This is a genomic window from Bradyrhizobium sp. KZN70725 (assembly GCF_055264925.1).
Genome location: NZ_JBUYWT010000069.1, coordinates 21,643 through 34,567 on the forward strand (window position 1 = coordinate 21,643; position 12,925 = coordinate 34,567).

The 12,925-nt window shown below is 65.3% G+C and carries 13 protein-coding genes and 1 pseudogene; 6 read left to right on the top strand and 8 right to left on the bottom strand.

Translation table 11 applies throughout. The features are described 5' to 3' along the window. The first annotated feature begins 43 nt into the window (after window positions 1-43). From ACZBJS_RS36975 to ACZBJS_RS36995, 5 genes are all read left to right on the top strand, one after another. Window positions 44-580 carry a helix-turn-helix domain-containing protein gene (locus ACZBJS_RS36975; protein ID WP_463439950.1) on the top strand — a complete coding sequence of 179 codons (537 nt, stop codon included), beginning with the start codon at window positions 44-46 and terminating at the stop codon, window positions 578-580. Between the two features lie 175 nt (window positions 581-755). Further along, window positions 756-1,784 (top strand): adenosine deaminase, encoded by a 1,029-nt coding sequence (locus ACZBJS_RS36980; RefSeq protein ID WP_463439951.1) that lies wholly within the window; start codon window positions 756-758, stop codon window positions 1,782-1,784. Between the two features lie 47 nt (window positions 1,785-1,831). After that, window positions 1,832-2,956, top strand: a complete 1,125-nt coding sequence (locus tag ACZBJS_RS36985; protein ID WP_245311727.1) for an MFS transporter — start codon at window positions 1,832-1,834, stop codon at window positions 2,954-2,956. 114 nt (window positions 2,957-3,070) lie between these two features. Continuing rightward, complete coding sequence (locus tag ACZBJS_RS36990; protein WP_057019799.1) at window positions 3,071-3,544, top strand: VOC family protein; 474 nt, start codon at window positions 3,071-3,073, stop codon at window positions 3,542-3,544. Between the two features lie 188 nt (window positions 3,545-3,732). Continuing rightward, window positions 3,733-4,995, top strand: a complete 1,263-nt coding sequence (locus tag ACZBJS_RS36995) for a serine hydrolase domain-containing protein (protein ID WP_463439952.1) — start codon at window positions 3,733-3,735, stop codon at window positions 4,993-4,995. Between the two features lie 125 nt (window positions 4,996-5,120). Here ACZBJS_RS36995 and ACZBJS_RS37000 read toward each other — a convergent pair whose 3' ends face one another. The 7 genes from ACZBJS_RS37000 to ACZBJS_RS37030 form a co-directional block, all read right to left on the bottom strand. After that, window positions 5,121-5,618 carry a peptide deformylase gene (locus tag ACZBJS_RS37000; RefSeq protein ID WP_057020041.1) on the bottom strand — a complete coding sequence of 166 codons (498 nt, stop codon included), beginning with the start codon at window positions 5,616-5,618 and terminating at the stop codon, window positions 5,121-5,123. A 69-nt stretch (window positions 5,619-5,687) separates the two neighbouring features. Next, on the bottom strand, window positions 5,688-6,560 hold the full coding sequence (locus ACZBJS_RS37005) for a bifunctional helix-turn-helix transcriptional regulator/GNAT family N-acetyltransferase (protein WP_141342111.1): 873 nt from the start codon (window positions 6,558-6,560) through the stop codon (window positions 5,688-5,690). Between the two features lie 72 nt (window positions 6,561-6,632). Further along, on the bottom strand, window positions 6,633-7,427 hold the full coding sequence (locus ACZBJS_RS37010; RefSeq protein ID WP_463439955.1) for a sigma-70 family RNA polymerase sigma factor: 795 nt from the start codon (window positions 7,425-7,427) through the stop codon (window positions 6,633-6,635). A 59-nt stretch (window positions 7,428-7,486) separates the two neighbouring features. Further along, window positions 7,487-7,954: a carboxymuconolactone decarboxylase family protein gene (locus tag ACZBJS_RS37015; RefSeq protein ID WP_057019801.1), complete on the bottom strand. Its 468-nt coding sequence runs from the start codon at window positions 7,952-7,954 to the stop codon at window positions 7,487-7,489. A gap of 91 nt (window positions 7,955-8,045) precedes the next feature. Beyond that, a complete protein-coding gene (locus ACZBJS_RS37020) occupies window positions 8,046-10,145 on the bottom strand; it encodes a YncE family protein (protein WP_463439953.1) in 2,100 nt (699 codons plus the stop codon). A 162-nt stretch (window positions 10,146-10,307) separates the two neighbouring features. Then, complete coding sequence (locus tag ACZBJS_RS37025; RefSeq protein WP_141342091.1) at window positions 10,308-11,168, bottom strand: DMT family transporter; 861 nt, start codon at window positions 11,166-11,168, stop codon at window positions 10,308-10,310. Continuing rightward, complete coding sequence (locus ACZBJS_RS37030; RefSeq protein WP_456835143.1) at window positions 11,165-11,710, bottom strand: MarR family winged helix-turn-helix transcriptional regulator; 546 nt, start codon at window positions 11,708-11,710, stop codon at window positions 11,165-11,167. The genes ACZBJS_RS37025 and ACZBJS_RS37030 overlap by 4 nt, the downstream gene beginning before the upstream one ends. A gap of 181 nt (window positions 11,711-11,891) precedes the next feature. Between ACZBJS_RS37030 and ACZBJS_RS37035 the strand changes: the two genes are divergently transcribed. Beyond that, entirely contained in the window at window positions 11,892-12,689 is a 798-nt protein-coding gene (locus ACZBJS_RS37035) for a DUF899 domain-containing protein (protein ID WP_076831799.1), read from the top strand. 145 nt (window positions 12,690-12,834) lie between these two features. Here ACZBJS_RS37035 and ACZBJS_RS37040 read toward each other — a convergent pair. Beyond that, a pseudogene (locus ACZBJS_RS37040) lies at window positions 12,835-12,925 on the bottom strand (IS5/IS1182 family transposase); the annotation flags it as partial.

Sequence of the window (12,925 nt, forward strand, 5' to 3'; positions counted from 1 at the left end):
GACCTAGCGCCACGAGTTGCAGAACAAAGTTGGGTGAATGTTGATGGGTGATCAAGGCCGCGGATTGCGACGAATGCGATTGCTTCGTCAGATGAAGCAAAGCTACCTCGCTGAATTGATGGGTGTGGATCAGGCGACCGTGTCGCGCTGGGAGCGCGGCATTCTCGATCTGTCGGAAACCCAGTGGATCTCGGCGCGCCGATTGCTCATCGGTCCGTTCGAGCCGGCCCAAGATGCCGCTCTGAAGCGTCTCGTCGAATCCTCGACGCGCAAGGTCCATCTGGTGTGCGACCTGACGCATCGGCTGCTTGCCGCGTCGGCGCCCAGGCAGGCCGAATGGCGAACCGGCTTATCCGAGTTCCTGGGCAAATCGCTACGTGTCTATGCCTCTCCGGAAATCCTCGCGGCTGACATCGCCCTCAATGATCTCGGCTGGTATGACGGGCAGCTCAGCTCGCTCGAGGTCAATACGGGTCCGAACTCCGATGCGGATCTCGTGATCCTTCCGGGACGCATGCTGTGGGAGCGCATCATGCTCGCCGACGGTGCCCCCGCGCGGCTGGTCACCACCATTGCCTAATGCACGGGGAGGCTGCCTCAGCCGGATAACGCCCGCATATTTTATGCGTGGCGACCTTTCGACAAAGGCTGCTAGGTCGGGCTCGTACGGCGGACGAGCTTCGGCACGCGCATCCGGTTGGACGCGCGGGAAAAAGCTCTGAAGCGGAACACGCCGAGGCCAGAGATCGCGTTCAATGAATTCTGTTCCCTTGTTTGACATCAAGGCCGTTCCGAAGGCCGAGCTTCACGTGCATGTCGAGGGAACGCTGGAGCCGGGCATGCTGCTCGATTTTGCCCGCCGGAACGACGTGGCGATCCCGTACCGCTCGATGACCGATATCCTCTCGGCGTATCGCTTCTCCGATCTCCAGTCATTTTTGGAGATCTACTGGGCCGGTCTGACCGTGCTTCGGACGGAGCGCGACTTCTATGAGCTGGCACGCGCGTACCTGACCCGCGCGCGGGAAGACAACGTCGTTCATGCGGAAATCTACGTCACCCCTGCCGACCATACCGAGCGCGGCGTGCCGTTCGACGCTGTCATGGACGGCATCAGCGCCGCTTATGCAGACGCGCGGTTACAACGCGATATCACTGAAGGCATGATCCTGTGCGTTCGCCGGCATAAGCCTGTTGAAGAGGCCTTCGCCGCCATCGAGGCAGCGCGCCGCTGGCGCGACGGCGTGCTGGCCCTCGGACTTGGTGGACCGGAAAAAGGCTACCCGCCCGGACCCTTCGACCAGGTCTTCGCCCGCGCCCGCGCGCTTGGCTGGAAGACGACCGCGCATGCCGGTGAGGAAGGGCCGCCCAACTACGTGGCCGAAGCGATCGACAGGCTGCGCGTCGACCGCATCGATCACGGCGTCCAATGCGAGGCAGATCCGGCACTGATGCGGCGCCTTGCCGACGAGGGGACGCCGCTCACGGTATGCCCGCTGTCGAATGTGGCGCTGCGGATCTTCCCCGATCTCCAACGTCACAATCTGCGCCGGCTGCTCCACGCCGGCCTCTGCATCACGGTCAACTCCGACGACCCCGCGTATTTCGGAGGTCACGTCAACGAGAACTTCGTCCGTGCGGCAGCGGCGTTGGGCCTGACTGCCGAGGAGCAATTGAGCCTCGCCGACAACAGCCTCAAGGCTGCGTTCGTGGATGAAAGGCGACGTCAGGACTATCGGCGCGTCATCAGGGACATCAGGCCGCCACACCGGTCACCTGCATGACGACTGACACTTCCAGTCCCGGGCTCCGCGTCTGGCTCGCCGTCATCGTGCTCGGCGTTGCTTCGTTCACGATGGTCACGAGCGAGTTCGCGCCGGTCGGGCTGTTGTCCCAAATCGCCCTCGATCTTGGTCGAGACCAGGCCGCGGTCGGGCTCACGGTCACGCTCTATGCCTGGATCGGCGCTGCAAGCGGCCTGTTGTCCGCCGTTCTGCTGCAACGTTTTCCCCGCAAACCGCTGCTCGTTGTTCTGATGCTGGTGTCGTCTGCGACCAATCTTGCGGCAATGCTCTCCGACGGTTTCACGGGGTTGCTGCTGGCGCGGGCGGTCGGTGCTGTCGTTCACGGCTTCTTCTGGGCGATGGCGGCCGCGATCGCAACGCAGATCGCGCCGTCTCATCGCATGGGTGTTGCGACAGCGATCGTGTTCGGCGGAATCTCGATGGCAACCGTCATCGGCGTGCCGCTCGTCAACCTCATCGGACAGAACAACGGATGGCGCGCGGCTTTCGGCGTGATCGGCGGGGTCGGATTGTGCACGTCCGCCCTGATGGTCGGCGTTCTTCCGCGGCTCCGGGCCGGATCGCCGGCGGGATGGCAAGCGCTGGCAGCGGTGGTGCGCCGACAGGACCTGCGGAGAATCTATTCCGTAACGGCGTTCATGGCGGCAGCGAATTTCGCAGCCTATACGTTCATCGAACCCTTCCTCGGCGAGATCGCGGATGTGCCGCCCTTCATGATCGGTGTGATGCTGTTCGGTTTTGGCGGAGCAGGATTTGTCGGCAACATCCTGACCGGCGTTCTGATCGATCGCTTCATGACATCTGTCATCACGTGGGGACTGCTGGCCCTCGCGGGCGCGCTTGTCGGGCTTGGATGGTTTGGCCCGCAACTGGGGGCCGGCGCGGTTGTTACCTTGCTCATCGTCTGGGGCGCCGCCGTCGCGGCGCTGTTCGCGGGCCTCCAGACTTGGATCTTACGCGCGGCCGGTTCCATGGCGATGTCCGCGGCCGCGGTCCACTCCGCGGTCATCAATTCGGCGATCGGCGTCGGAGCCATTCTTGGTGCCCGGATGCTGAATCTCTCGGATCTATCCGGAGTGATGCTGATGGCGGGAGTGATCGTCATCGTGCCGCTGTTGATCATGCGCGTGAGCCGAAGTGGCGAAACATGATCCGCGATGGCGAAACACGTTGTGGAACGAAAGCCTGCGCCGCGTCGAACCAGGACCATAATCACGGATTATTCCCTCTCCATTCTGCTCGACGATCCCTGGAAGGAGACTGCCATGACCGATCTCGTCACATGCCTCTGGTTCGATCAGGGCCGGGCGCGCGAAGCGGCGGAGTTTTATGCCGCGACGTTTCCCGACAGCCATGTCGGCGCGGGCCATCAATCTCCGATACCGGGCATCGGGCAGGGCGAGGAACTGACGGTCGAGTTCACCGTGCTCGGCCGGCGTTTCGTGGGGTTAAACGGAGGCTCCAACTACACGCCGAACGAGGCGGTCAGTTTCATGGTGCTCACCGACAGCCAGGAGGAGACCGACCGCTACTGGAATGCGGTCACTTCCAACGGCGGCAAGGAATTGCCGTGCGGCTGGTGCCGGGATCGCTGGGGCTTTGCCTGGCAGATCACGCCGCGGCGGCTGCTCGAGCTCGTCAACAGCGCCGACCGCGCCGCCGGCAAGCGCGCGATGGAGGCGATGATGACGATGAAGAACATCGACATCGCCGCGATCGAGCGCGCGGCGGCGGGGTAATCCGCGTGGTGGAATGATTTGGCCCGGGCTCGATAGTCAGGTGTCCGATCGAGCTGGCGTGTGCGGCACGACGCCATTCGCGTTGCGGCGTGCGCTCGCCGCGACGATCACCCCGGCGCAAACGCGGGATGTGCCTGGTGCTGTCGCGTGATACGAAATTCGCATTCGCAGCTCTGGAGCCAGCCCTGATGTCCGTCGCAGCCGCCGCCAATCAACAGCAAAATCTCACCGCCGCCGAATCCGATCCGCAGACGCTTGGCTGGATGCAGGGCTTTCCGCCGCCGCAGGACAGGACCATCACCTTCCAGAACGGCTCGTTCCGCAGCTTCCCCGAACTGCGCTGGGCCTGGAGCAACATCCGCCAACTGGTGCCGACCGTGAATGTCTGGCGCGGGGCAGGGCCGGCGTCGGTGCTGCCGCGCGAAGACCATGATATCGGCGCGTCGGCATCGGTGACGATGGACGGTCGCCCGATGACCTTCGCGCGCATGCTCGAGGAAACCTATGCCGACGGCATCGCCGTGCTGCACCGGGGCAAGCTGATCTACGAGCGCTATTTCGGCGCCCTGAGGCCGCACAAGCCGCACATCGCGATGTCGGTGACCAAATCGTTCACCGGCACGCTTGCCGGCATCCTGATCGCCGAGGGCAAGATCGATCCGCAGGCGCCGATCACCGATTACGTGCCGGAGCTGAAGGCAAGCGCGTTCGGCGATGCCCGCGTGCACGAGGCGATGGATATGACCACCGGCCTCAAATACACCGAGGTCTATACCGACAAGAATTCCGACGTGTGGGGGCTGCGGCGCGCCAACGGCATGGCGCCGATCGAGCCGGGCTATGAGGGCGCGACCAATATCTTCGATTTCCTCTGCGCGCAGCAGAAGCAGGGCGAGCACGGCAAGGCGTTCGCCTACAAGACCGTCAACACCGACGTGCTGGCCTGGATCTGCCGCCGTGCTAGCGGCATGACGCTGTCCGACCTGCTCTCCGAGCGGATCTGGGCGCCGATGGGCGCCGAGGAGGATGCGCATTATCACGTCGACCGCATCGGCACCGAAAGCGGCGGCGGCGGATTGTCGACGACGCTGCGCGATCTTGCCCGGTTCGGCGAGACGATCCGCAACCACGGCCGCTTCAACGGCCGCCAGATCGTACCGTCTCAAGTGGTCGAGGACATCGCGCGCGGCGGCGATCCCGAGAAATTCAAGCCTGCCGGCTACACAACACTGCCAGGGGCGTCCTACCGCAATCAATGGTGGGTGACGCACAATGCGCACGGCGCCTTCATGGCGCGCGGCGTTTATGGCCAGAGTCTCTATATCGATCCGAAGGCCGAGATAGTGATCGCGCGCTACGCCTCGCACCCGGCCGCCGGCAACGCCGCCAACGACCCTGTGACGCTGCCGGCTTACATGGCGCTGGCCAAGGATTTGATGGCGGGAGGGTAGGACGAAGGCAGGTTGGTTCGCTCGCGCAAGACGCGTAGCCCGGATGAGCGCAGCGATATCCGGGGCCTTTCCGTCTGCTGATCGCGGCTTGTCCCGCATGTCGCTTCGCTCATGCGGGGCTACGATCACGTCCGCGAGATTTTGTCGAAGCGCTTGATCAGGCGCTCCCGCTTGATGCGGGACAGCCGCCTGATCCAGAACACGCCGTCGAGCTGATCGATCTCGTGCTGATGGCACACGGCGCGCAGGCCGTCGGACTCTTCGGTCTGCATGTTTCCGTCGAGATCCTGATAGCGGATGCGGACGCGGGCGTGACGCTCGACCTCGTCGTTGACCCCGGGCATCGAGACGCTGCCTTCCTTGTGCAGGATTATCTCGGGCGAGGTCCGGATGATCTCCGGATTGACATAGGTCCGCGCGCCCTCGCTGGCATCGAACTCGAGCACCACGACGCGCAGGGATACGCCGATATGCGGCGCGGTGATGCCGATGCCGGGCGCCGCGCGCATGGTCTCGAGCAGGTCCTGCGCCAGTTCGCGCAGCGCCTCGTCGAACATGGTCACCGGCTCGGCCGGCAGTGCAAGGCGCGGATCGGGATAGCGCACGATGGGACGAATGGTCATGCCCGTGTCTTAGGCCAGTGCATCGCGCCGGACAACATGCTGATCCCGGGCACCGCGTGCGCGCGCCGTTCAGAGATGCTTTTCGAAGAACAGATCGGGGTAGGGGTCGTCGTTGAAGCGCGGGATCTCGGTCCAGCCCGTCCTGCGATAGAGCTGGCCGGCTTCCGGCAGCGCGCTGTTGGTGTCGAGCCGCAACACCGCGATGCCGAGCTCGCGTGCGGCCTGCTCGGCTGCGTCCATCAGGCGGCGGCCAAGGCCGAGGCTGCGCGCGCCAGGTGCGACCCAGAGCCGCTTGATCTCGGCGAACTCGCCGCCGCTGCCCTTCAGCCCGACGCAGCCGATCGGCAGGCCGTCCGACATCGCCACGATGAAGCTGCCGCGCGGCCGCACCATATCCTTGGCCTCAGGGTCGCGCGACAGCTTGACGTCAAAGCCTTTCTCGAATCGCCGCGCCAGTTCGGCGTAATATTCGCCGAGGCAGTAGCGCGCCTCGTCGCTGCGCGGATCCATCTCATCGAGGGCGGTGCCGTCGCGGCCGAGCGCCGATGCGATCAGGTCCATCGCCGCCAGCAGCGCCTCGCGTTGGCTGTGGTGGGTGAGAAAGTCCTTGGCCTGCCGGTTGGAGATCGCCTCATAGGCGTTGAACTCGCGCCTACCCGCCGCCGTCAGCCGTGCGATGCGGCGGCGCGCATCGTCGCCATGCGCCGTGGTCTCGATCAGGCCTTCGTCCTCGAGGCTGCGCAGCAGGCGGCTCATCAGGCCGGAATCGAGCCCGAGATAATCCCTGATCTCGCCGACATCGGCGCGGCCGTGTCCGATCGCGTTCAGCACGCGCGCCGCGCCGAGCGGCCGGCCGCGCCCGAGGAACGAGGTGTCGAGCGCGCCGACGGCGGAGGTCACGGCACGGTTGAAGCGACGGACGCGGGACACGGGGTCGAGCATATATCTGACTTTAGTCAGATATCGTCGCCGCGTCAATCGGCCGGCGATCCAGACCGAATGAAGCCATGCCGCCTAGTGCAGATGCCGCAACTTGTCCGGGTTCCTCACCAGATAGATCGCCACGACCTTGCCGTCCTCGATGTCGAGCGCGGTGGTCGACAGCTCGCCGTCGGTCTCGAGCGTGATGAAGCCGGGCAATCCGTTGATGAAGCCGGTGCGAACCAGGTGCGAGCTGTGGTTGCGGAAATGCGCCGCCAGCGATTCATGCAAGCGCATCACGGCATCGAAGCCGAGGATCGGCTTCTTCGCTGCCGGACGCTTGCCGCCGCCGTCGGCATGCACGCTGACGTCGGCCGCCAGCATGGCACCGAGCGCCTTCATGTCGCCGCTGCGCGATGCCGCGAAGAAGGCCTCGGCGAGCGCGATGCCGCGCTGCTTCTCGATCTGGAAGCGCGGGCGCGCCTCGCGGATATGGTTGCGCGCGCGGCCGGCGAGCTGACGGCAGGTCGCCGGCGTTCGCTGGATGGTTGCCGCGACCTCGTCGAAGCCAAGTCCGAACACGTCGTGCAGCAGGAAGGCCGCGCGCTCCAGCGACGACAGCCGCTCCAGCGCCAGCATCAGCGGCAGGGTGACGTCATCGTCCTGCTCCTCGACGACGGGATCCGGAAGCCACGGGCCGACATAGGTCTCGCGCTGGCGGCGCGCGGATTTGAGCTGATCGAGGCAGAGCCGCGTCACCGTGCGGCGCAGGAACGCCTCCGTCTCGCGCACCTCGCTGCGGTCGGCCTTCATCCAGCGGATGAACGCCTCCTGCACCATGTCCTCGGCATCGGCCACCGAGCCGAGCATGCGATAGGCGACGCGCATCAGCCCGGGACGCAGCGGCGCGAAGTCAGCCGCTGCGTCGTCTCGTGCCGTTTCCGCGGTCACGCCGCGGCCATCCTGGCCTTGATCACGTGCGGATCGACGAAGCCGCCAAAGCCGACCGCGATCCGGTTCCAGCCGTTGATGATGTTGATCAGCAAGGTCACCTTGACCTGCTCCTCCGGCGTGAAATGCGCCTTCAGCGCCTCGTAGGCCGCGACATGGGTGTGCTGCTCGCAGATCCGAGTCAGGGCCTCGGTCCAGCCGAGCGCGGCGCGCTCGCGATCGGTGTAGCAGGGCGCTTCGCGCCAGGCCGACAGCAGGTAGATGCGCTGCTCGGTCTCACCCTCATCGCGGGCGAATGTCGTGTGCAAATTGATGCAATTGGCGCAGCCGTTGATCTCCGAGGCGCGAATCTTCACGAGCTCGGCGAGCTTCGGCTCGAGGCTGGAGGAGATCGCGACCGACGCGTCGAACCAGATCTTCATGATCTTGGGGGCGGCGGCGAGCGGATCAAGTCTGACAGTCATGGTCGGTTTCCCTGGGTTGGTTGACGACATCATGACGAACGAGGAACGGCGAATGTGACATGCCGGCGTGATATTTTCATCTGCCGCGGCGCTATTGGGGCGCGAGATCGCTCGCCGCTTGGCGGAGTTCTTGCAGCAGCTCTGTTTCCCATCGCGAAGGATCCGTCAGGAACCGCGCGAGATTGTCGAAACAATAATACCCGAACTCCGACTTCGATCGCGCGGCGGAGGTCGCGGCTGCGCGCGCCAGCAATCGCGCCGCGTACCGCTGCGCCGTCATCAGGCTCGCCGCATGCTCGGCCATCTTCGCCATTCGCCAGAGCGCGGCGTGATCGATGGCATTGCCGAGGTCGCCGAAATAGAATTGCTCCGCGAGCTCCAGGCGAGGACTCGCGTCGCCTGCGTTCTCCAGCATCAACGGAGCGATCTTCTCGAAAAAGAAGTTCTCGTGATCGGTATCGACCAGCCCGTAGTAGCGCAGCAGGACATCGTTGCTCGTTTTGTCCAGGCGCGCGAGGCACCAGGCGGCGTAGCCCAACAGCGCGGTCGGAATCTCGTCTCCGTAAGGATCGTACCAGGCGTTGGCATGCGGTCCGATGTGCGTGCACGCCGCGTCGATCAGCCCGCGGATCGCAGGTGCGGCGCCGGGGCAGTGCTTCGCAACATGCGAGAAGAACTTCTTCTCGTTGAGCCGCTTGCCGTCGCAACGGAACACCGCCTGCAGGTGGTTGTCGTAGGGACGCTCGTTGATATCGGGACCGATCTGCGCCGTGAGCGCATCGATGGCTGCGACACAATCGGGCTCGCTCATCGAGGCGAGATCGACGGTGTAGGTGCTGAACCGCCTGGCGAGCGTCTCGGCCTTCTTGGCGAGCGCGGCATCCTTGTCCTCTTCTTGCGGCTCGGGTGGCGCGGGCCTGAAATGATCCTCGGTTACGGGCACCGCCCGGACGCGGTGTACCGGATCGCCTGGCGCGCCGGAGACCGTCACCATCCCCTCCGTGAACCGCATATCGAGGCGACGGTCGGGCAGGGGCGTCGCCTTCGACCAGCCGCGGGCGCGTGCCAGCCAGGGACGGTCGTCCATCCCGAACCGCTCCAGCATGATCTTGGGCGAAACCGTCCCGTCCACACCGACGCAGGCGACGAAGTCATGCCGCTTCAACCAGAAAGCCTGGCTATCGCCTTGCCAGCCGATCACGTCGCGCTCGGAGAGTTCGAAGTCGCGGAGATTGCTGCTGACATTGGCGTAGTGGTTATTCGGATCCGGCCACAGATCGGGATGCGATTTCGCGTTGATCTGGTTGGTCGTCAGCGTGGCCTCGCGATCGAGTAACTGCGACACCTTGCGGTAGATCTCGCCTCGCCGAGGCGGCAATCCCTGCTTCCGTCTGTCGAGGTCGAGCTGGGCCGTGTCGGGCAACCCTTCCGCCTGCATCCACATCGGCGCGACGGAGTGCAGCCGCCGGAGCGGAAAGGCCTGCCATATCTCGACGGCAAAGCTGAAATACTCCCGCTGCGCCGTGGTGTCTCTGCCCAGCAACCGGGAGACGAGCGAGCTCTCCTCGGTAATCATCGGGAGCCGGGAATTGTCGGCGCGCAGCCAATAGCGGCCGCACGGGCTCGAGCGGATCAGGAACGACCTCGCCCGCGATCCCTCGCAGCTCGACACATCGTGATGGCCCGTCTGCGGATCGATGCGCAGCAACAGTGCAACGATTCCGTTGTCGTGCCGGAACGCGGAAACCAGAATCCGGCCAGCCTGGTCCAGAACCGGCGGGCACAGCGAGTTGCCGCTCGGCATGTCCAGAACCGAGCGGACGATCGCCCTGCGCTCGAGGTCGATGACATGCAGGTCAGTCGCGTTCGCGGCGTGATAAAGCAGGAGATAGACTAACCGGCCATCCTTGCTCTGGAGAAATCCGTAACTCAGATAATCGTCGCGCGCGTCCTTTCCGTCGTGGCCGCGCGCCCAGGGCGTTTGCAGCCGATCGACGAGTTGGCGACGCGCGAGATCATAGAAGATGAATCCCGCGTCGGTGTTGAAGAACCAGGCGATGCCATCCAGCAGCAGCCCGGCATTCCGCGCGGGCCGCTGGCCGAGGGCAGGACGCATGATCCAGTCATCCTGGCCGTCGGCCTGGATTGCGAAGTACTCGGTGTTGCCGATTTTGCGGATGGAATTCACCATAGGGTAACCCTGCGAAGCCGCCTCGTCGTCCCGGGTTGCTTCTTTATATGCGAGCCGGACAACGTCCGATTAATGCGATCGGGAAATAAGAGGTTGACCGGCCGGCGATCGCCGGCGCGGGACAACTTGCCGCATGCCTCTTGCTGTGCGCCGACGAGCCGGTCAATCGCGCGCCAGCACCAGGACGTTGCCGGCGAGGATCGCGACGGCGCCGGCGAGCACCGGCCAACCCAGCGCGAGGTGTTCGAACAGCGCCGACAGCACGAGCGCGACGAGCGGCACCAGCGCAAGCGTATAGGCCGCGCGGCCAGGACCGAGCCGACGCACCAGCTCGAAATAGAGCATGAAGGTGATGCAGGACGCGGCAATCGCAAGATAGAGGAAGCTCGTCACGTAGGAGGGCGAGATGTCGGCCGCAAACGGCGTGCCCGTCGCGGCGGCCCACAGCGCGCTCGCTGTCGCGCCGACGAACGCGCCCCAGCCGAGCACGGAGACGACAGGCAGTCCGGCGCGCTGGTTGCGCGCACCGACCGTTGTCCCGGCGCCGGTTGCGATGGCCGCAGTGAGCGCCCAGGCGAATCCCGCAAGCGGCGCGGCGCCATGCGCGGCGACGCCGGGCAGGAAGATGATCGCCAGTCCAAGAACGCCGCACAGCGCGCCCCACACGAATCCGGAAGAGATCGGCACACCGAGCACGGCACGCGCGATCACGGCCGCGAACAGCGACGATGTCGACAGCACGAGCGCGGCAAGCCCGCTCGGCATGCGTGCGGATGCCTCATAGAAGGCGATGAAGGCAATGGCGAAGAACAGCAGGCCCTGCAACGCGACCGCCGGACGGTCCTTGCGCGGGATCGAGAGCGTCACGCCGCGCATCCGGCCGTAGCCGAGCAGGATGACGCCCGCGAGCACCATGCGCAGCGCGACCGACCACGGCGCGGGCGTCACGCCGGCCTGCATCGCCGTTGCCAGCGCGCCGCCGCCCCAGAGCAGCGCGGTCACTGCGAACAGCAGGGCCGTCATGGCGCGCCGGCGTCATCGCGCAGTGCGCGCCAGCCGTCGGCGTCGATCCGCGCGCTTGCTCCCTCAAGCCGGGTGAGGGCGGAATCGAGCGTGGCGCGTTCGCTCTCCGACAGCCGCGCCAGCAGCCGCGCTTCGATCGCGCTGCCGAGTGCGGCGATCCGGTTGAACGCGGCCCGGCCGCTGCGGGTGATGCTGACGGCGGCGAAGCGCCGGTCGGACTTGCCGGAGCGTCGCACCGCGAAGCCGAGCTCTGTGAGCTGGCCAATGCCGCGGCTGACCGCGAACGGATCGAGCGCGCAGGCGCGGCCGATCTCGGAGGCGTTGGCCGCGTCGCGCTCGGCGATAACGGCGAGGATGCGCCAGCCCGCCTGGCTCAATCCGAACGTCTCGCCGTAGAAGCGCTCGAGCGGTCGGGCGACCTGCGCCGCGACCAGGAACAGGCGGTAAGGCAGCCAGGCGCTGAGCTTGAGGCCATCATCGGACGCGGGGGCAGCGGTTTGCTTCATGCCGGCGAGGTTCGCATAGTTAATTGCAAAGTGCATGCATATCACAAATATGATGATGCGGTCTGACCACCTGCGCGAAAAATCCCGACACACTTGTCACTCCCGCTCGCCAACGCTGCCGAGCCAGATTGCGGCATGGCCAATGACGAACGGCCGCCGGCGCTGGAACCGCGCTCGGGGAGCGGAGTTCGTCCAAATCGGAGATGGAGAGACCATCATGAATAAATCAGCTGAAAACGATCGCGGCGGACTGGCGGCGATGCAGACACCACCCGTGGTGTCGCGGGAAGCGTGGGAGGCGGCGCGCCTGGAGATGCTGGTGAAGGAGAAGGCCCAGGTGCGGGCACGCGACGCGCTTGCGGCGGAGCGGCGGCGGATGCCCTGGATGGCGGTCGAGAAGCCATATGTCTTCGAAGGACCGAACGGCAAGGCGAGCCTGCTCGACCTGTTCGAGGGCCGCCGGCAGCTGATCATCTACCGCGCCTTCTTCGAGCCCGGCGTGTTCGGTTGGCCGGACCATGGCTGCCGCGGCTGTTCGCTCGGCGCCGATCAGGTCAGTCACCTCTCCCATCTGAATCAGCGCGACACCACGCTGGCTTACGCCTCGCGCGCGCCGCAGGCGGACATCGCGCGGCTGAAGGCGCGGATGGAGTGGGACATGCCATGGTACACGATCACCGACAGTTTTGACACCGACTTCGGCGTTGCCGAGTGGCACGGCCACAACGTCTTCATCCGCGACGGCGAGCGGATCTTCCGCACCTATTTCGTCAACAGCCGCGGCGACGAGGCGATGGGTACGGTGTGGAGCTATCTCGACATCACGCCGCTCGGCCGCCAGGAACTCTGGGAGGACTCGCCGAAGGGTTATCCGCAGGGCCCGACCTACAAATGGTGGAACTGGCACGACAATTACGAAGCCGAGGCCACGCCGAACGCAAAATGGGCGGCGGTGACCGATGCCGGCGAGGCCGCGTTCCGCAAGATCGCGGAGCAGGAGCGCAAGGCGACGTAAGGGGTAGAACGGGGAGAACGCGCGGCGTGCTTCCGAGGGCTTCGGTTTTGATTGGATCAGAACCGAAGCTCCCGCTTCTTGTCTTGCCTGCTTTCTTGACGCGGACCGGCGTCCGCCTCGCTCGACGCTCTAGGTGGTGTGGACACTAGCGCATCCATAGAACAATGGCAGCGAGAGTGACGACGGCCCGGTAATTCCGGGCCGTTTTTTCGAAGCGGGTTGCGACACGTCGGAAC

Bases quoted from the DNA above. Each gene is read 5' to 3' on its own strand.
- ACZBJS_RS36975 (WP_463439950.1), top strand. From the start codon at position 44: ATGGGTGATCAAGGCCGCGGATTGCGACGAATGCGATTGCTTCGTCAG.
- ACZBJS_RS36980 (WP_463439951.1), top strand. From the start codon at position 756: ATGAATTCTGTTCCCTTGTTTGACATCAAGGCCGTTCCGAAGGCCGAG.
- ACZBJS_RS36990 (WP_057019799.1), top strand. From the start codon at position 3,071: ATGACCGATCTCGTCACATGCCTCTGGTTCGATCAGGGCCGGGCGCGC.
- ACZBJS_RS36995 (WP_463439952.1), top strand. From the start codon at position 3,733: ATGTCCGTCGCAGCCGCCGCCAATCAACAGCAAAATCTCACCGCCGCC.
- ACZBJS_RS37000 (WP_057020041.1), bottom strand. From the start codon at position 5,618: ATGACCATTCGTCCCATCGTGCGCTATCCCGATCCGCGCCTTGCACTG.
- ACZBJS_RS37005 (WP_141342111.1), bottom strand. From the start codon at position 6,560: ATGCTCGACCCCGTGTCCCGCGTCCGTCGCTTCAACCGTGCCGTGACC.
- ACZBJS_RS37010 (WP_463439955.1), bottom strand. From the start codon at position 7,427: ATGCGCGTCGCCTATCGCATGCTCGGCTCGGTGGCCGATGCCGAGGAC.
- ACZBJS_RS37015 (WP_057019801.1), bottom strand. From the start codon at position 7,954: ATGACTGTCAGACTTGATCCGCTCGCCGCCGCCCCCAAGATCATGAAG.
- ACZBJS_RS37020 (WP_463439953.1), bottom strand. From the start codon at position 10,145: ATGGTGAATTCCATCCGCAAAATCGGCAACACCGAGTACTTCGCAATC.
- ACZBJS_RS37025 (WP_141342091.1), bottom strand. From the start codon at position 11,168: ATGACGGCCCTGCTGTTCGCAGTGACCGCGCTGCTCTGGGGCGGCGGC.
- ACZBJS_RS37030 (WP_456835143.1), bottom strand. From the start codon at position 11,710: ATGCACTTTGCAATTAACTATGCGAACCTCGCCGGCATGAAGCAAACC.
- ACZBJS_RS37035 (WP_076831799.1), top strand. From the start codon at position 11,892: ATGAATAAATCAGCTGAAAACGATCGCGGCGGACTGGCGGCGATGCAG.